Here is a 17,843-nt window from a genome sequence, read left to right as displayed (position 1 = left end):
AGGTGGGAAATGAAGCGAATTATTTTTATCCTGCTAATAGCATTATTGATGTTGAGCAGTGCGCCATTGCAACTTATTGCATCGGCTGGCTCGTTGAGCGTTGATGAAACGGTCGCACCGAGCATGCCCGATATATCAGGTATAACCGCTGAATCGGCTATACTAATCGACGCAAAAACCGGGGACGTGCTCTGGGGGAAGAACTCTGATAATAAGCGTCCGATAGCAAGTACAACAAAAATTATGACTGCTCTGGTGGCAATTAAATACGGAAATCTCGACGATACGGTAACTGTTAATGCGGATGTACTCGGACCTGGAAAGCAAGGGGGCATCGGACTCATTCCTGGAGAGCAGATTAAGCTGAGGGACCTGCTCTATGCGCTGCTGCTGCCTTCAGCAAATGACGCTGCAGTAGCGATAGCCGACCACATCGGCGGCTCAGTTGAAAACTTTGCTGCGATGATGAATAAGGAAGCCAGCCAAATTGGCGCGCTAAATACTCATTTTGTGAATCCACACGGCCTTGACAATGCATTGCATTATTCGACCGCGCACGATCTCGCCCTAATTACCATACACGCTATGCAAAACGAAGTGTTTACTCAAGTTGTCTCGACAAGAGCCACAAACATTAACCGCTCTAACCCGGCGCTATCTTTAACTGTGAAGAATTACAACAAACTCTTATCGACCTATCCCGGGGCTACCGGCGGGAAAACTGGATATACCAGAGGAGCCGGCAACTGTTTAGTTTCAACTGCAACCAGAAACGGAGTTTCACTAATATCGGTGGTGCTTGGAGTCAAAAACCGTGCAGCTCTTTTCGAGGAGTCTGCACGCCTGCTTGATTTTGGCTTTGGTCTTTATAAGGAGAAACAATTAATAACAAGGGGCACAATCTTTAAGATCAAGTCTCCTGAAAACGATCGGCAAATCGATCTGGTTGCAACAGAGGACGTAAATGCTGTTGTAAGAGATGCTCTTCCGGTTAATGTGAAAGCATCCGGTGTTGCAGAGGTTGCCGTACCTGTAAAGAAAGGCACAATATTTGGGCGAGTTACCGTTGAGCAGGCGGGAAGAATCATCGCAGTTTCGAATTTTGTTGCAAAAGAAGAGGCCAAAAAACCGACCTTACAACAACTTACCAGTCCTTACTCGATGCAGTTTAAAATTAAGGCCTCTTAGTAGTCCCGGTTAGATGCGCTTCTTTTCTTGCCGACCTTGAAGACTATTATTAATACTTGAGCATCGAAATTGTATGATCTTTAAGTCTTAAATCCAGAATCTAATCTAAATCTTCTGCTTCAGGCAGGTCAGCAAGCGCTGGGCCATGTATCAACTCGCCATTGTAGCTGTAGCGAGAGCCATGGCATGTGCAATCCCATGTCTTCTCAGCTCCGTTCCAATTAACCAAACATCCCATATGGACACACTTGGTCGAAAGAGTATAGATATTGCCTTCCTCGTCTTTGTAAGCCGCAATTTTTTTATTGTCCACGGCAATAAGCTTGCCTTCGCCTTTTTGCAGGTCGGCAGGGTTCATCTTTTTAGGGGTTACTAGGTATTCTTTCCCATATTGTTCGACGATATTTATGCCCTCGGTTAGAAAAGTTGCACCGTACTGGGCAATGTCGTGCCGCGAGGGGCTAAAGAAGGAGGCCCACGGGTTGTCCTTTTCCAGAATCTCGTCGGAGATAATGATTGCTGCAACCATGCTGTTTGTCATACCCCAGCCGCCAAATCCGCTTGCCATGTATATGTGTTTTGCCTTTGGCAATCTTCCAATGTATGGAATCCCATCTGGTGTTCGGTAATCTTCGGTAGACCAGTAGTAATCGATCGATTCCACATCAAAACGCTCTTTTGCGTAATTTTCAACCCTTTGGTACCACTTAAAGGTATCCCCACCTTGACCTGTCTTGTGGTGACCACTGCCGACTATCAGAAGGGGTCCGTCCTTAGTTGGATGGTTGCGAATCGTGTAGGCATCGTCGTCAATGCCATAGTACATACCCTCTGGCACATTACTATTTATGCGCATGCCGGTTAAATAAAAGTAGTAAGGATAGAGTTTTGTATAAAAGTGACCGGTATCTTTAAAGGGAAAGGCAGTCGCCAGCACTACATTTCTAGCCCTTATCTTGCCTTGGTCCGTGGTGATGATACATGGATTACCGTCATCTATATTAACTACCCGGGTGTTTTCGAAGATATAGCTATCGCCGTTATTGATATAGCTTGACAGCACAAGTAAATATTTCCTGGGGTGGAATTGGGCCTGGTTGTCAAGATATACTGCTCCTCTAATCTCAAAGGGTAGGTCTGCGGATTCGAAAAACGATGTATTTAACCCCACTTTTTGGGTCGCTTCGACCTCTTTCTCTATAGCCCTTATGTTTTTCTTTGATTCGGTGTAGGTATAAGCTGAGGTGCGCTTGAAATCACAGTCTATTTTTTGATCACTTACTATAGAAGCAATTTTGTCTATTGCGAACTGATTGGCTTTAGCATAAATGCGAACCTTATCAGCAGAAAAATTGCTTAGAAGAGTCTGGTATTTGAGTCCTTGCAAAGATGATAGTTTTGCCGTTGTATGTCCAGTTGTACTCTTAGCTATTCTATGCATTTCAATGAGCGCTACTTTTTGACCGGCCTGTTTTAGGAGCAGTGCGGTTGTTATGCCGGTGATGCCGCCACCTATAACTGCAGTATCTACTTCAATACCTTGCTCTAGAGCTGGATAGTTGGTATCTGGGGTGGTATCTATCCATAACGAGTGCGCCCAACCTCGTGATGCTTTATTGTTGTTTAAATTGTTCATCGTGCCACCTCAACCCTTAAAAAATAAACTAGACCGGAATTAAAAAGAATTGGCCATAATTCCAGTTTCAGAGATAGGCATTCGTTACCCAAATGTAACCTGAGAGAAACTTAAGGTGGGAGAGTAAAGAGGGCTAATTAATGCATTGCGACTGGTGGTTACCTTTTAAGATGGCCTTTAACGAAGACCCGGCCACGAATTATCTTTTGCACGAGCTTGTTTTTCATCAGCTTGTGCCGGGCGAATTCCTGCCCACAGCTAGGGCATTTTAAATCGCCTTTCGTATGATCTTCCATAATTCTGTCAGGATGGCACTTAACAAGTGCACCGTTTGATCTCTTTCTATACTTATAAAGGAAGGTATTGCATCTAGTACAGTAAATTTTTATAACATAAATGTCCGACTTACCATTGGTAGCCATATGACTCCTCTAAACCATGACTTTCCTTGTTGAATGGTGGCTTTATGTACTTATCGGCTTTGTCTGTATTATATCCTATCTAACGTGCCCGCTTCCGCCGGGTAGGAAATTAAGCACTTTTGCGATTATTAGCTTACCATATGTAATGCCCAAAAGGTTATTGACTTGTGCTTGTATACGTGATATTTTCATGCAATGCATGAAAATACATATAGGAGGGGAATAAAGTGCATGAGAAATCTTTTTTAGGCACAGCTACGGTCGGCGAGCGTGGCCAGGTGGCGATACCTGCCGAAGCAAGGCGCTCTCTGAGCATCGGCCCCGGCAATAAACTGCTTTTTTTTGCTGCACCTAATGATATGGGTCTTTTGCTGATAAAGGCGGAAGAGCTCAGTAGATTGGTCGAGCACCTCACCAACAAGGCACAGAGGTTTGAGCAACTTCTAAGTGAGGCACAGAAGTTTGAGCAAGCCCAAAATAGCCTAAAAGAAGATTAGTTCTAGCGGTTTTAGTGGCTTGTTGCTTACCCAAGGGCGGTTTACTGATAGCAATAGGTGTGAAGTAAACGCTTTAGTAATAGATTTGAGAGGTGATGTGATTGGATACGCTTCCGAAAAGACAAAAAATTATGATCATGGTTGGTGTGTTTTTTGGCATGCTGCTTGGTGCCCTTGACCAGACCATAGTGGGGACGGCAATGCCAAAGGTTGTTAGCGAGCTTGGTGGCCTTGATATGTTATCGTGGGTTTTCACCGCATATATGCTTGGCTCGACGGCGTCAGTTCCTATTTATGGCAAGCTTTCCGATATTTACGGTCGTAAGTGGTTTTATATTGGTGGAATCATAATTTTTGTTCTTGGTTCAATACTATCCGGTGCGTCTCAGTCCATGACTCAACTTATAATTTTTCGCGGCTTGCAGGGCATAGGTGGCGGTGCAATGATGGCAAATGCGATTGCCATAATTGGCGATATTTTCCCGCCTGCCGAAAGGGGCAAATGGGGCGGGGTTATGGGTGCTGTATTTGGAATCGCGAGTATAATAGGACCACTTGTTGGTGGATATATTACAGACAATTTAAGCTGGCGGTGGAACTTTTATATAAATATTCCGATCGGTATTATGGCGATCCTGGTTTTAGCTAAGGTGATACCGGCAATAGCTGGACAAAAAGGACGCAAGATTGATTGGTGGGGCTCAGCAACTCTTTTGGGATGCGTTATACCGCTCCTGCTCGCTCTGGTATGGGGAGGCTCGACATATCCATGGGACTCGAAGCAGATAATAGAGCTTTTTTCCTTCTCTGCGGTAATGCTTATAGGGTTTATTATAGCTGAGAAAAAAGCAAAAGAGCCTATACTTTCGCTTGGCTTATTTAAAAACAGTATCTTTAGCATATCGGTTTTTATACTGTTTCTTACCGGAGTGGGTATGTTTGGAACTATTGCTTACATACCGGTATTCATACAAGGGGTCTTAGGAAAGACTGCAACTAACTCGGGGTTATTGCTCTTGCCAATGATGCTATCTTCAGTTGTTGGTAGTACAGTTACCGGCCAGATAATGTCTCGAGTTGGCAAGTATAAACTCATAGGTATCTTGGGCCTTATGGCCGCCACAGGGGGGATGTACCTGTTATCAACCATGACAGTTCATACACAGTACTCTGAGGTCGTAAGGGATATGATTCTGCTGGGCGGCGGTTTGGGAACCACGTTTCCGATCTTTACAATCGCAACGCAAAACGCGTTTCCGCACAGTAAGCTTGGCGTGGTGTCTGCAGCGACTCAGTTCTTCCGCCAAATTGGTGGCACCGTTGGCGTTGCCATCATGGGAAGTGTTATGAATAACAATCTCAAAGATGAGTTGGCGAATCTTTTTGCAAAACACGCTCAAACCATTCAGTTATTGCCTAAGCAATTGCTTGATGGTATGAGTAATCCTGAGTCGCTTATGAAGATGGGCCAGTTAAAGGATATATTAGCAAAGATGCCGCCGGCAGCGCAAAAATCGTTTCTTGTTGTCTTAGGAGATTTGCGCCTGGCTTTATCTGATAGCATAACTGGAATTTTTTATATCGCGACCTTTATGATAGCCGTTGGCGCTATTCTCATGTTCTTTATGAGAGAGATTGCGCTTCGCAAGTCACATGCAGAGCGTCCAGTCGGTGAGGAAGTTGGCCTTGAACTGCTAGCCGAACAGGCACAGCTGCAACCCGAAAACGAACCCGCGTTTGACTAATAAATAGCCTACCGGTTTTAGTGCTCGCCCCTGGAAATCACGCTTCGATCTTAAGCGTGATTTCCAGGGGCTTTTACATTATCTTGTATAGAATTGCCGGAATATAAGCCAGAGTCCAATAATGATAAGAATGGTGGGCAGTATTAAGTTTGCTAACTGGCTTATAGTAAATGGGAGCAGGTTTTGTAATGCTAACAGGCTGCCAACTCCAATAATCAGCAATATGCCGCCCGGGATAAGCGGCCACCAGTGCCGTCTCCTTCCCATGAATATGTAAATGAATACAAAAGATAGTCCAAGTGCGGTCAATACAATTGGTCCATCCAGTCTTGGGTTTAGAATATTCGACTGATTCAAAGTTACGGCAATGCCAAGCCAGAAAAGTATCATGCCGGGGATGAGAAATCCGATAAGGCGCTTAAATATAAATGCCACCAAGAATGATGCTCCCAGTGCTACCAGAATAAACCCCGGCTCGACCAATCTAAGGTTTATAAGCAGTATGGCGATTCCGATTATGATTAAGATAATGCCGGCTATCAATCCACCCCAGCGCTCACTTTTGCCCATTGGTCCTCTCCTTGATATTAGCCTTTCCTATGCTGCTTGTTTTAGATAGTTTAATATCTGCTTTTCGGTTTTCTCTGACATAGCTTTCTCTTCTTCAAGGCTTAATAGCAGCTCACTTACTGATTGCATATCATCTAGGCTTTTGGCCATTGCGATTAGTGCTTTATAACTCCCAACCTCCATGTTTTCAATCATTATCCCATCATAGAGCATCCTTAACTCTTCTTGTTTGAGATTGGTTTGTGTCCACTGGAAGGCGTTTGAACCTATAGATAGGATTGAGAAGATAGCCGCCTTCGTTGCGGCAATTTTACCGCCGTACCGGCGCACAATGGATCTGAGCCGTCTCATCTGCCTTCTAGTTTCTTCTATATGCTCCTCCAAATCCCTTTTTATTTCAGGATCTCTGGCTTTATTTGCAAGGTCTCTGGTTAAACTTAGTGTGGCCGATTCGATAGAATACATATCGTTTAAAAAGTATACAAACATATCTTTGGCGGTGCGCACGATATATCCCTCCTGCACTTATCACGTCCTGATGCTTACCGATTAAAAATCAAAATAGCCATGGATCTATTTGCGTTTAAACCAATTGCTATTATGTGTTCAACCGGCAATTTGAGATAATTTAAATTCTTATTTTTAGTTTTTAATTTTGCATTGCTTTGATAAAGCCAACTTATATATTCCCAAGTAAGACATAAAAAAGACCGCCTGCCCCAGGCGGTCTTTTTAAGAATAAGCATATGTAAGCTGCAGGATTATGCGGCTTTCTCAAAGCCCATACCTTTTGGTGTTATGCCCATTTGTGTTTGCATGACCTGCTTAACATAATCGTTAACCGGCAAAGGCGGTGTAGCAAAAAGGTTATCCGGTATTGCGAATTTGCTCGAATCTCCTTTTTCAATGCTGGAGTAGGCATCTCTTAACCAGCTGAGGTGTCCCTGGTCCCCATTTAAAGCGTACTCAAAAGCTTCCCGCGCGGCATCATTTTTAGCTATCTGCATGCCAAGCTGGTGGTTCCTTATTTCCATCAATTCATTGATCATTGCGTACTCAAGCAGGGTAATGTTGGGGTCGCGCAACGATGCAAGCATCGTAACATGTTCAGTCTCAACGGAAGTTATCCTATTATAGAGTCTGCGTATATTTTGCGAAGGCAGCATTTTCCTTATCGTCTGAAACTCGTTTCTTAGCTGCTTCTCGTTAGCTAAAAGGGTGTGCAGGTTAACGAAGCTCATTATATTGTCGCTGTTTTTATCTAAGGGCCGCTTCAACAGATCTTTCGTTGGAATGTATTGCTTGCTAAATGGTCTACCCTCCATTAACTGCATGCTTTCCTTGATAACCCCTTCAGGATTTGTACCAACACTTGACATGGTATCTGAGAGGGCTTTTGCCTGCGTCAGATGGTCTAATAATATGTAGTCGTACGTCATTTTGCAGTTTTCGCTTGGCTCAAGCTGGGCGGCGTCGGAAAAACTCTGAATGGCGGTCATCTGTAGTGTTAGGCTTGCCTCCAATGGGGTTGTTTCTGGATCTACCAGTGAACCAAAGGTTGCCTGATGCGATTCCTCCCATGCACCGATAGCCGCAAACAGCTCTTTAATATCCTGGTTAGTAGTCAATTCCATGAGTTGGTGGTAATTAGCCCATTGGTGTTGCTCAATTGCATATCCTGAAGTTATTTTGATAGCCTCAACCGGGTCTAGATGGGTTTTGCTTACCGGCTGTTTAGTCCAGCTATCTACCATATCTTCTATTTGGCTAAGCTCCATATCGTTATAAGCAGTTATTTCCATAAGCATCTCCCCGCCGAAAATGTTCTATTTTAATGCGCGGTATATACCCCTGAGCATTTCTTTATATCAGCCGCTACTAGAATTCTAATCTTACTATCTGCAGGTAGAGATATAAATTTATGGCATACAAAACCTTAAAAATTTTATTGCCTTAAGTATCCGTATTGCTTAGAAGATAAAAATCGGCGTTTAAGTAGTTAATGATTGTATTAATGGGTATATAAGTTTCAGCAGCAGGTGTGGCAAATCGCAAGAATATATTTACATTATCTAGTTTAGCACTAGTTCATACTGTTGAGGTATATTAGCAGTTAGTACAAGCAGAGGAATAGATATGCAAGGCGATAATGAGGTATCATTCTTGCCGCGGGTGTCGCGAAGAGAATTTCTTAAATTCTGCGGCATGCTAGGAGTTTTGATTGGAGTAGGGGAGGTAGCAGCTCCCGAGATAGCATCAGCCCTGGAAAATCTAGCTAGAAGACCGTCGGTGATTTGGTCGCTATTTCAGGAATGCCTAGGCTGAAGTGTCAACCTTTTGCAAAGCAGGACGCCGAGCGTAGCCAATTTAATATTGAGACAGATATCGCTTGACTACCACGAGGCGGTCATGGCACCAGCCGGTAGTCAGGCAGAGAAAAGTTTTCGCGATACAGTAGATAGCGGAAACTTTTATTACGTCGTTGAAGGTGCTATCGCTACAGGGATTCCTGGGGCAATGACAGTACATGGCAAGACCTAAGAAGAAATAGTTACAGATACCTACAAGAAGGCCAAGGCAACTATTGCTATAGGTAGCTGTGCGACTTATGGAAACATCCAAGCAGCGGCACCGAACCCGACTGGCGCCAAAGGCGTCTCAGCTTTCCTGAAAGAGAACGCCGGTATCGCCAGCCCAACTGTTATTAACATATCAAGGTGTCCGGGCAACGCCGAGGATATGATAAGCACACTTGTCTACATACTTACTATCGGTAAAATTCCGCCTCTGGATTCAATCGGTCGCCCACTATTTCTCTATGGGCAATTAATACATGATAACTGCGAGCGCCGGGGTCATTTTGAAGCTGGTGAGTTCGTCGAAACTTTTGGGGATGAGGCGTCCCAGAACCGCTGGTGTTTATTTAAGATGGGGTGTAAGGGACCTCAGACTTTTGCACCATGTCCCACGACCAGGTGGAACGGTCATTTAAGCTGGTGCGTACATAACGGCCCGTGCATTGGTTGCGCTGAGCCGGCTTTTTGGGACAAGCTAACACCATTTCGCAACCAGTCAGCAAACGTAGCTCCTCCAGGAGCTATCGGGCTTACTCCTACCAGGATAGGTGAGGCATTGGGCGTAGCAACAGCGGTTGGTATTGGAGCGCACTTAATTGGGCAAGCTGCATCGGGAAGACTTGGCAGGGGAGAGTCTTTTGAAGAAAAGAAAGGCACAAAAGAATTTGAGCCGGGAGAAGGTCGTTCCTAATGCCGAAAGTAATTATCGATCCGATTACCCGCATTGAGGGTCACCTTCGCATAACCTGCATAGTTGAGGGCGGCAAAGTTACTGAGGCATGGAACACAGCAACTCTCTTTCGTGGGTTCGAAATATTTATGAAAGAGCGGGATCCACGCGATGCGTGGCACTTCGCGCAGAGGATTTGTGGTGTCTGCCCGACTCCCCATGCAATAAACTCAGTGCAGGCAACTGAGCGCGCGTTTGGAATAGAGAAAATCGGCGATAATGCTCGCCTTATTCGAAACATGATGGAGGCGGCGCAGGTTGGGTATGACCATATCTTGTGGTTCTATATCTTAAATGCGTTTGACTATGTCAACGTCCCTAATGCTCTTAACGCCACCGCATCGACGCCAACGTTAAAGCAAGTTCAAGACCAATTAAGGGCAGTTGTAAATTCGGGACAGCTAGGACCGTTTGCCAATATGTTTTGGGATCATCCTGGGTATAAATTGACTCCTGAGCTGGATCTCGAGCTTACAGCTCATTATTTGCAGGCAATAGATGCCCAACAAGCGGCAAATGATGCTGCTGCATATTTAGGTGGAAAGTACCCGATGATTATGAACTTAGCCCCCGGTGGCGTTACGCAGCTGCCGAGTGTCGAAGAGATCGAGTTTTACATTGGGCGAATGCAGGTGGTACAGGAGTTTGTCACCAACGTTATGTTGCAAGATCTTCTAACGTTGTCCCGTTCTATAAAGACCTTGCAAATTCTGGACAAGGACATCGCAACTATCTGACATGGGGAGTATTTGATGAGAAGAGCCAAGACCCATATGATAGGCTCTTTCCTAGGGGGGCGATATTTGATGGCAAACTGGAGTTGCAAAAGCCCGACCCAAACGATACGAGGATGTACACAAAATTCTCATGGTTTGAGGATAGTCTTGGCGAGGGCAAGCACCCGCTTGATGTTGGGCAGGGCGTGTTTAAAAAGCAGGGTCAGGTGGAGGGAGTAAAATATACTGGAATTGATCCGCTTAACAACCCAGAACCGGTAAAAGGAAAATATGACTGGACACAAGCTGCTCGCCTGGGCAAAGAAGATCGTCCAATGGAGGTTGGACCGCTTGCCCAAATACTTATTGCATATCTTGCGGGCCGAACCGAGGCAAAGCAGCTTGTGGACAGCACGCTTGCAGCAATTGGCGCGCCTGGGCAGGTACAGGTTTTGATGTCAAACCTTGGTCGAATTGCAGCCCGCGTACTTAAGGCTAAAATCAACGCGGATAACGCAGTTCGCTGGGCTGAGGAACTTCTCGCAAATATCAGGGCAGGTAAAACTAATACTTTTATAGACAAGGCAGTACCTACAAGCGGTGAAGGAATAGGAGGATGGGATGCACCGCGTGGTGCCCTTTGTCACTACATCCGCATAAAAAACGGTGTTATTGGTGAATATGCAGCTGTACCACCATCGAACTGGAATCTATCGCCTCGCGACGATAAAGGAGTACGCGGTCCGGTCGAGGAGGCTCTAATAGGAACGCAAGTTGTGGACCCAGCAAAGCCGCTTGAGATACTGCGGGTTGTTCACACGTTTGACCCATGAATGGCTTGCGCGGTTCACGTGATTGAACCAGAACATAATCGGGTACTTAAATTTAGGGTTTGCTAAGTTATGACAGTGATGAGTTTGCAGTCTAAAACAAGAACAACTCTTCAGGAGCATCCATTAACACCGGTGGTAACCCATTGGGTTCATCTGGTATCCATAGCCGTGCTGGTATGGACGGGGTTCTTTATCCACAATCCATTTTATAGCGGTTCAATGCAGATCGACCGGACACTTCATTTCATATTCATGTTTCTATTTATTTTCTCTGCGGTTGTTCGTCTCTACTGGTCTTTTGTTGGGTTTTCGGCTCCGCCCGGCTCACGGCATATGCGGCGTGATTATACATTTTTTGCGCCGGAGGAACAAAACAAAGGCTCATTGGTGCCGCTTCTAAGGTATTATTTTTTTCTTCAGAGCACGCCTCCAAAGACATCTAAATATAACCCATTGCAAAAGGCAGTATTTGCTCTTTGGGGAGTGCTAATTGCCCTACAAGCGATTACAGGTTTTGAGCTTTGGACTCCAACATCAAGCTTCTTTTTACCGCTCACATATGCTTTAGGTGGTCCGGTTAATGTGCGCATCATTCACTATTTAATTATGTGGATATTCATATCTACGGTTACTCTACATATATATTTGGTGCTAACAGAAGAGATTCGCGAAGTTCCGCTTATGTTCTGGCGGCAAGAGACGGCCTCTAAGCCCGAAAGAGAAAGAGCTTGAAGGTGGAAAATGGGAGGCAGGTTAAAAGGATAACTATCATCGGCATTGGCAATACGCTGATGGGTGATGACGGCATAGGTGTTGCGGTTGTGCAAAACCTGCTTCCCATCATCCCTTCTGTGGATTTTCCTGGGTTGGACATCGGAATTGTAGTGGGTGAGGTCGCAGGCATGTCGCTTATCAGGTATTTTAGAGAATCCGATGTGGTTATCGTGGTAGATGCTATTGACAGTAAGTCTGACCCTGGAGCAGTTTTCCGCTTTTCGCCCGACGATGTCGGCTTGGTACGCCTGCGCTCGAACAATATACATGGGATGGGCGTGCCTCATCTTATCGCAAATGCTAGGCTTATTGGAGTAAACCCAGAAGTGGTTATCTTTGCCGTACAGGTTGGGGATGTAAGGCCAATGGATGGCATCCTGACTTCTCCGGTAAAATCTTCTATTTCAAGCGTGCGGGAACTTATCTTAAAGGAATTAGAAACTTTCAGCCGGGTTGCATGCAGTTAGAGCGCTTTTGCGTTGTTTATTGTCTACTCAAATACTGCTATTGGTTTACATTAAGCAGCTCTATATGTATACCTGTAGTTATGTAATGGTTTACATATCTTTTACTTGGAAATTTTAGCTGACTGTTGAAAAATTTTTAATCGCCTACGACTATGATAACGATGTCTGCAACTCGCACTCTCTTTTATGCCTTTCAATTGCAAGTTGGATAAGCCTGTCTATCAGCTCCTTATATGAGATACCGCTGGCCTCCCAAAGCTTCGGGTACATGCTGATTTTAGTAAAGCCAGGTATTGTGTTAATCTCATTCACCAGTATCTCTCCGCTATCTGCGAGAAAGAAATCGACCCGGCCCATTCCCTCACAGCAAAGTGTTTTAAAAGTCTTGATTGCAAGCTCCTGGATATTCTTAACTGTATCATCGGGCAATTCTGCCGGAATCTTAAGGATGGCTCCCTCATCATCGATATACTTGGTTTCATAGGCGTAGAACTCATGTTGTGGGATTATCTCTCCGGGTAAAGAGGCGATAGGGTCCTCATTTCCTAAAACAGAGCATTCAATCTCGCGCGCTTTAATAAACTCCTCAATTAAAATCTTGTTATCGTATTTAAAAGCATCGGCTACTGAGTAATCGAAATCGTCTTTACTTTTGACTTTGTTTATGCCAACTGAGGAACCAAGATTGGCCGGTTTTACAAAAAGCGGCAGGCCTAATTCTTTGACCACCTTGTCAAAATTGATTTTGTTTTTTAAGGAGCGGTTGAAAACAAGGAACTTGGCTGTAGGGAGCCCAGCATCTCTTAACAGACGCTTCATGACGTCTTTATCCATACCCACGGCAGACCCCAGCACTCCGGCTCCGACAAAAGGAATGTCTGCAAGCTTAAGCAGCCCTTGTACCGTCCCATCTTCACCGAATGGTCCATGAAGAACAGGAAACACTACATCAATTGCTTCTAACGAACCATAGCTTAGAAAGCGAGATGGTTGATTTAAGTCTTTGCCAGGACTATACCATCGGCCTTGCTTGTCGATGCCAATCAGGGCTACTTCATACTTTTCCTTGTCAATTGCCTCTATTATACTTTTGGCAGATTGGAGTGACACCTCGTGTTCAGCCGACTTGCCTCCAAAGAGTATTCCAACCCGAGTCTTTTTGTGCATAATAAAAAACCCTTTCTATTTTTCGGCGTAAGTTGATTAAGACAGTCGATGGTTTAAACTTGGTTTGGTGTATGCACCAAACTTTTAGCGCATAATTATTATCTAATACATTGTAAACCGACTTGATGATCAATTGGCTATATCAAGGCTTGTGCCGCTTGGAATTGCAAAAGAGCGATTGTATTATTTATTATCCCCATCATATATGATTGCTCTACGATTAAGAAGAGCTAAAGTATCCTGATAAATAAAGGCACTTATAAATTATATAAGCATATACAAAGCGAAACGGGCAAGATTCGAATAATGCTGCAGGATGCTGGCTGGAATGCAAAAGTTAAGGATGACTGCCAAGTCAGTGCCAAGTCGCGCGGATAGAAATATTTAAGTTACTTTAAGGCGGGATTGGGATTGAGATTGGGAAATAAGAAATTTGGCAGCCATGTCGAATCAAGTCGACTTGAGTCGACTTGAGTTAACTTGATTTAGTTCGTATCAAGTCACTACTTTGAAAAAAATTTTTAAATTTTTTTAAGTAAACACTAAAGTAGTAGGTTGATTGTCCGATTAATTAAACTAGTTTGGTATAGAGGCTTTGCATACTTAGCGTTATGTATTATAATTATCGCTAGGAATACAACCTTTGCTTTGTCCACTATACCAACCATTAGAAGCAGATAAGATGTAGGAGGGAACATGGCAACTGTAAAGACAAAACCGAAAGCAAAAGCGAAGGATGCTGTCTTAAGCAAGCTGAAAAAGAAAGCCACTACAAAGGCTACAGCTAGCAAAGCCTCCGCAAAGGCAGGGACAGCAACCAAGGCTAAGGCAGTTGTTAAGAAGGCGAAAGCTAAAGTAGCTGCCAAGCCAAAAACCAAAGCTGCTGCAAGACCAAAAGATATCGCAACCGAGATAGAGAAAAGCGGAAATCCTGCAATGATAAGGGCCGCCATTAAGCGTCTGGCAGCTTCTGGTAAGCCGAGGAAGGAGCTTCTCGTTCCTAACACCGACATGGATAAGGCAAAAGAAATTGCTAAGGAGATCATCAAGGGTAAAATGACGATCCAGAACCTTAGCAGAACTGCAAGGAAGTTTGTAAGGTAATTTTCAAAGCTCATGTAGAGCCCGTAACCCTCAATTTGTTGTGTAAGTGGGGTTGGTGGGGTCAGCTTGAGTAAATCACAGGTTGTATTCAAAGACCGACAAAAGAGATTAAGCCTAGAAAGCTTAGAAAGATGGCTCAAAAATGGGCCATCTTTTATCTTGTTCCTGGACATCTATTAGCGTCAACCATTATTCTTTTATTTAATATCCTCTTACTCTTAAATAGCGGATAAGCTATTAGCTTTAATTTAGAGAGGTAGCAAGAAATGCATTCTGTAAAGATAGCTAAAATCACAGTAATATTCGCCCATGCTTCGGCTTATGGGATGAGGATCTACCTTCATAGCAGGTGGCTGTGATTGATGATATCTCCGAAATATCCGACCTTATGGAAAGAGTTCACTGGGACGGCATCAAGCTCCCGGCGGTATTTATCGGCGATAAGCCGGTTCTTAGCGGCTATATCGATACAGGTGCAGTACGTGAGGTACTCGTGCGCATGGGAATCAAATAGACTTTAATAAGGTTTATTTACCTACACCTAAACGTAATTTTCTATGCGGTTTTATGTCTTGCTGCTTGCCGCTTACTGCTTAGATGCTTTATCTTTTAAGTCGGCCAATGCCTTCTCAAGTTTCTTTAACTCATCGCCGTAGCCTGCCCAGTCGCCGTCGCGCTGTTTCTTTTGTGCGCTATCAAAAGCCTGTTGCGCCTGGTTGATCAGGTCGATAAGTGTGACTGGTGTGGAGCCGACTAGGGTGGTTTTTTCGCTAGATTTAGCCTGGGTCTCGCTTTGGCCAAATATTGCATCAAGTGCCTTAGTTAAGTCATCTGCCATAATGACCTTTGATCCGTACGAAACGATGACCCGCTTGAGCTCCGGAAGTTCCGTTTGCTCGGCCTGTAGGTAGAGCGGCTCTACATAAAGAATTGAATCTTCTATTGGTATTACAAAGAGATTTCCTCTTATAACGCGAGAGCCTTGCTGGTTCCAAAGGGTAAGCTCCTGCGATATATCAGGTGTCTGGTTGATCCGTGCCTCGATTTGCATTGGACCGTAAACCAGCTTCTGTTTAGGGAATTTATATACCAGCATCTTCCCATAATCCCGAGGGTCGCATTTTGCTGCCATCCAGGCGATCATATTATTCTTTTTGTTCGGCGTAAACGGCGCCATTATCATGTAGGCCTCTTTGGACTCGCCGGGAAGCCTCATCACCATATAGTAGGGCTCGATCTCAGTTTGCTTGCCTTCTATCATCTCGTTTGATATGGTCCATAGGTCTTCTTTGTTATAGAAGACTTGTGGGTCAGTCATATGAAATATTGCAAACATTTGGCTCTGCACCATAAAAAGCTCTTCTGGGTATCTGATATGCGACATGAGACCGGCAGGCATCTCAGATGAGTCCTTGAATAGTTTTGGAAATGCCTTTTTATATGTTTGGATTATTGGGTCTTTCTTATCGAAAAGGTAGAAGCTGGTGTCGCCGTTATATGCGTCGACCACTACTTTAACGGAGTTTCGTATGTAGTTGCTCTTGGTTGTTTCATCAAACGGCTGCGAGTATGGATACCTGCTATCGGTAGTGTAAGCATCTATTATCCAGTAAAGCCTTCCTTTGTCTATGACAATATATGGGTCGCTCTCGTACTGCAAAAACGGCGCAATCAAGCTTGCCCGCTCAGTGATATTACGGTTAAACAGTATCTTGCTGCTATCGGTTAGCGATCCGGAGAGCAGGAGCTGTATGCTGTCAAAACGCCAAGCGAAAGCCGCTTTTTTTAGCAGGCTATCAAGAACAAGACCGTCATTGCCCCTGTATTTCGTGTAGCTGTTTTCGTTTCCAAGCGGATAATCGAACTCGCGGGTCTTTGTATCTACGATTATAAAGTCATTTGTTTTCTCGCCAAAATAAATCTCAGGCCTTGTCACTTTTAAAACTTCGGTATCTGATTTCGGAGGGATATCTTTAACAATAAGCTTGGGCAGACCTTCGTCGGTGAACTCATTTACCCTGTTGGCGACTATACCGTAGCCATGGGTGTAGACGAGATGCTGGTTAACCCATGTTTTTGCGTTGTCAGGTAGATTTTCAGTATCTAGCTCACGGGCCGAGATAGCAACCTGGCGGTAGTTGCCATCGATCAGGTAACGGTCGATATCAACATCACCAAAGTCGTAGTAAAGACGGATACTTTGAATCTGCTTATATGTTTTGCCCAGCGGCATCCAATCCCAGAGCCTTATATTATCAATTACCTGCTTGTTGCGGTCTATAGCCACCTTATCCAAGACTTGTTCGGAAGAAAAAGGCTTTTCCTTAACCTGATTTAACCCATAAGCTTGGTTGGTAAACTTAATGGCCTGCTTAATATACGGGGTTTCTTTTTCAATCTCGTTTGGAGCCACCAAGTATTGCTGTACAAGTGCAGGATATATTCCTATTGTGAGGATATAAACAGCGATAATAAAAACGACACCGATAGCGGGCAGCTTCCATCCTCTGTGGTGGATATTGACCAGAAACAAAATTGCTGTAACCAGGGATGAAAAGATAAGAATGGTAAGTGCCGGCAGCTTTGCGTGAATATCAGTATAACCTGCCCCAAAGACCACACCGACGCTGGATAACAGCAAATCATATGAATTTAGCTTAAGCGTTGCCGCAAGCAAGACAAAGAAAAGCCCGAAAAGCACCGAAAGATGTGCCTTTGCGTGTGGGGCAAACGTCCTTGCACCAGGGCGAAGCGATATGTTGCCATTAATCCAGTGAACAAGCGCAGTCAAGATGATGGTAAGAATGATTGCTGAATATCCGATATTAAGTATTGCCCCGTAAAAGGGAATTGAAAACACATGAAATGCTACATCCTGACCAAAGATAGGATCTTTTATTCCAAAGGGCACCTGGTTTAGGTATCTTAAGACGACTTCCCAGTTGGTCGATGCTGAAAGACCAACAAAGAACGCAAAGACCGCTGCTATCGCAAGCATTATGAGATTGAAGAACTTTTTTAAGGTCGGCGACTTGAGGAACTTAAGTAAGTTATATAGCGGATCATCAGGAGATCCACGCCAGTAAGTAAAAGATGGCGCCAGCTTCTTGGCGATGAGCAGGTTAATGTATAAAAAGATGAAGAATGCAAAACCAGCGATGAGGCCAATAGTTACCTGTAGGCTGAGGATGCTCGTAAAGACTGAAGCGTAGCCCACGCTCTTAAACCAAAGCCAGTCCGTAAATAGAATTACGAGTGACTTTGAAAGACCAAAGATTAAGAAGATTGCTGCGATTAAAAGGGCAATAATTAGCTTGGCTTTATTGGTTTTCAAAGTGACCTCCGTTACAAAGAGATAAATGCCTCTACCTAATTAAACTAAAGGCGTACAAGAAAAGCAAACCGGCAAACCGGGGAC

General features: G+C 44.3%; 18 protein-coding genes. 12 read left to right on the top strand and 6 right to left on the bottom strand.

Going from position 1 to position 17,843, the window contains the following annotated elements:
- The first annotated feature begins 9 nt into the window (after window positions 1-9).
- Window positions 10-1,188, top strand: coding sequence for a D-alanyl-D-alanine carboxypeptidase (locus tag K6T91_00090; GenBank protein MCL6471200.1), 1,179 nt, complete (start codon window positions 10-12; stop codon window positions 1,186-1,188).
- 100 nt (window positions 1,189-1,288) lie between these two features.
- On the opposite strand, the gene K6T91_00085 is transcribed toward K6T91_00090, so the two are convergent.
- Window positions 1,289-2,824 (bottom strand): FAD-dependent oxidoreductase, encoded by a 1,536-nt coding sequence (locus K6T91_00085; GenBank protein MCL6471199.1) that lies wholly within the window; start codon window positions 2,822-2,824, stop codon window positions 1,289-1,291.
- A gap of 649 nt (window positions 2,825-3,473) precedes the next feature.
- Here K6T91_00085 and K6T91_00080 point away from each other — a divergent pair.
- Together K6T91_00080 and K6T91_00075 are read left to right on the top strand one after the other, a co-directional pair.
- Window positions 3,474-3,743 carry an AbrB/MazE/SpoVT family DNA-binding domain-containing protein gene (locus K6T91_00080; protein ID MCL6471198.1) on the top strand — a complete coding sequence of 90 codons (270 nt, stop codon included), beginning with the start codon at window positions 3,474-3,476 and terminating at the stop codon, window positions 3,741-3,743.
- Window positions 3,744-3,844: 101 nt separating this feature from the next.
- Window positions 3,845-5,488 carry an MFS transporter gene (locus K6T91_00075; GenBank protein ID MCL6471197.1) on the top strand — a complete coding sequence of 548 codons (1,644 nt, stop codon included), beginning with the start codon at window positions 3,845-3,847 and terminating at the stop codon, window positions 5,486-5,488.
- Window positions 5,489-5,566: 78 nt separating this feature from the next.
- Here K6T91_00075 and K6T91_00070 read toward each other — a convergent pair whose 3' ends face one another.
- The 3 genes from K6T91_00070 to K6T91_00060 all read right to left on the bottom strand — a co-directional run bounded on the left by K6T91_00070 (window position 5,567) and on the right by K6T91_00060 (window position 7,860).
- Complete coding sequence (locus tag K6T91_00070) at window positions 5,567-6,058, bottom strand: hypothetical protein (GenBank protein MCL6471196.1); 492 nt, start codon at window positions 6,056-6,058, stop codon at window positions 5,567-5,569.
- A gap of 27 nt (window positions 6,059-6,085) precedes the next feature.
- Window positions 6,086-6,565, bottom strand: a complete 480-nt coding sequence (locus tag K6T91_00065; GenBank protein MCL6471195.1) for a ferritin-like domain-containing protein — start codon at window positions 6,563-6,565, stop codon at window positions 6,086-6,088.
- A 254-nt stretch (window positions 6,566-6,819) separates the two neighbouring features.
- Window positions 6,820-7,860 (bottom strand): hypothetical protein, encoded by a 1,041-nt coding sequence (locus K6T91_00060; GenBank protein MCL6471194.1) that lies wholly within the window; start codon window positions 7,858-7,860, stop codon window positions 6,820-6,822.
- Window positions 7,861-8,194: 334 nt separating this feature from the next.
- On the opposite strand from K6T91_00060, the gene K6T91_00055 reads away from it, so the two are divergent.
- The 7 genes from K6T91_00055 to K6T91_00025 all read left to right on the top strand — a co-directional run bounded on the left by K6T91_00055 (window position 8,195) and on the right by K6T91_00025 (window position 12,154).
- Window positions 8,195-8,383 (top strand): twin-arginine translocation signal domain-containing protein, encoded by a 189-nt coding sequence (locus K6T91_00055; protein MCL6471193.1) that lies wholly within the window; start codon window positions 8,195-8,197, stop codon window positions 8,381-8,383.
- Between the two features lie 12 nt (window positions 8,384-8,395).
- Window positions 8,396-8,599, top strand: coding sequence for a hypothetical protein (locus tag K6T91_00050; GenBank protein ID MCL6471192.1), 204 nt, complete (start codon window positions 8,396-8,398; stop codon window positions 8,597-8,599).
- Window positions 8,600-8,605: 6 nt separating this feature from the next.
- On the top strand, window positions 8,606-9,325 hold the full coding sequence (locus tag K6T91_00045; protein MCL6471191.1) for a hydrogenase small subunit: 720 nt from the start codon (window positions 8,606-8,608) through the stop codon (window positions 9,323-9,325).
- On the top strand, window positions 9,325-10,101 hold the full coding sequence (locus K6T91_00040; GenBank protein ID MCL6471190.1) for a nickel-dependent hydrogenase large subunit: 777 nt from the start codon (window positions 9,325-9,327) through the stop codon (window positions 10,099-10,101). The genes K6T91_00045 and K6T91_00040 overlap by 1 nt, the downstream gene beginning before the upstream one ends.
- An 83-nt stretch (window positions 10,102-10,184) precedes the next feature.
- The gene (locus tag K6T91_00035) at window positions 10,185-10,913 is read left to right on the top strand and encodes a nickel-dependent hydrogenase large subunit (protein ID MCL6471189.1); all 729 of its coding nucleotides are present in this window, start codon (window positions 10,185-10,187) and stop codon (window positions 10,911-10,913) included.
- 69 nt (window positions 10,914-10,982) lie between these two features.
- The gene (gene cybH / locus K6T91_00030) at window positions 10,983-11,645 is read left to right on the top strand and encodes a Ni/Fe-hydrogenase, b-type cytochrome subunit (protein ID MCL6471188.1); all 663 of its coding nucleotides are present in this window, start codon (window positions 10,983-10,985) and stop codon (window positions 11,643-11,645) included.
- Window positions 11,642-12,154, top strand: coding sequence for a hydrogenase maturation protease (locus K6T91_00025; protein ID MCL6471187.1), 513 nt, complete (start codon window positions 11,642-11,644; stop codon window positions 12,152-12,154). Before cybH ends, K6T91_00025 begins: the two co-directional genes overlap by 4 nt.
- A gap of 150 nt (window positions 12,155-12,304) precedes the next feature.
- On the opposite strand, the gene K6T91_00020 is transcribed toward K6T91_00025, so the two are convergent.
- Window positions 12,305-13,321: a D-alanine--D-alanine ligase gene (locus K6T91_00020; GenBank protein ID MCL6471186.1), complete on the bottom strand. Its 1,017-nt coding sequence runs from the start codon at window positions 13,319-13,321 to the stop codon at window positions 12,305-12,307.
- Between the two features lie 696 nt (window positions 13,322-14,017).
- On the opposite strand from K6T91_00020, the gene K6T91_00015 reads away from it, so the two are divergent.
- Complete coding sequence (locus K6T91_00015; GenBank protein ID MCL6471185.1) at window positions 14,018-14,425, top strand: hypothetical protein; 408 nt, start codon at window positions 14,018-14,020, stop codon at window positions 14,423-14,425.
- Window positions 14,426-14,780: 355 nt separating this feature from the next.
- On the top strand, window positions 14,781-14,939 hold the full coding sequence (locus tag K6T91_00010) for a hypothetical protein (protein MCL6471184.1): 159 nt from the start codon (window positions 14,781-14,783) through the stop codon (window positions 14,937-14,939).
- Between the two features lie 72 nt (window positions 14,940-15,011).
- On the opposite strand, the gene K6T91_00005 is transcribed toward K6T91_00010, so the two are convergent.
- Window positions 15,012-17,759 carry a UPF0182 family protein gene (locus K6T91_00005; GenBank protein ID MCL6471183.1) on the bottom strand — a complete coding sequence of 916 codons (2,748 nt, stop codon included), beginning with the start codon at window positions 17,757-17,759 and terminating at the stop codon, window positions 15,012-15,014.
- Window positions 17,760-17,843 lie beyond the last annotated feature (84 nt).

It is taken from the genome of Bacillota bacterium (genome assembly GCA_023511485.1).
In the GTDB taxonomy this organism is placed as follows: domain Bacteria; phylum Actinomycetota; class Aquicultoria; order Aquicultorales; family Aquicultoraceae; genus CADDYS01.
Note: the sequence above shows the minus strand (reverse complement) of the source record. Positions and strands in the feature narration are given on the sequence as shown.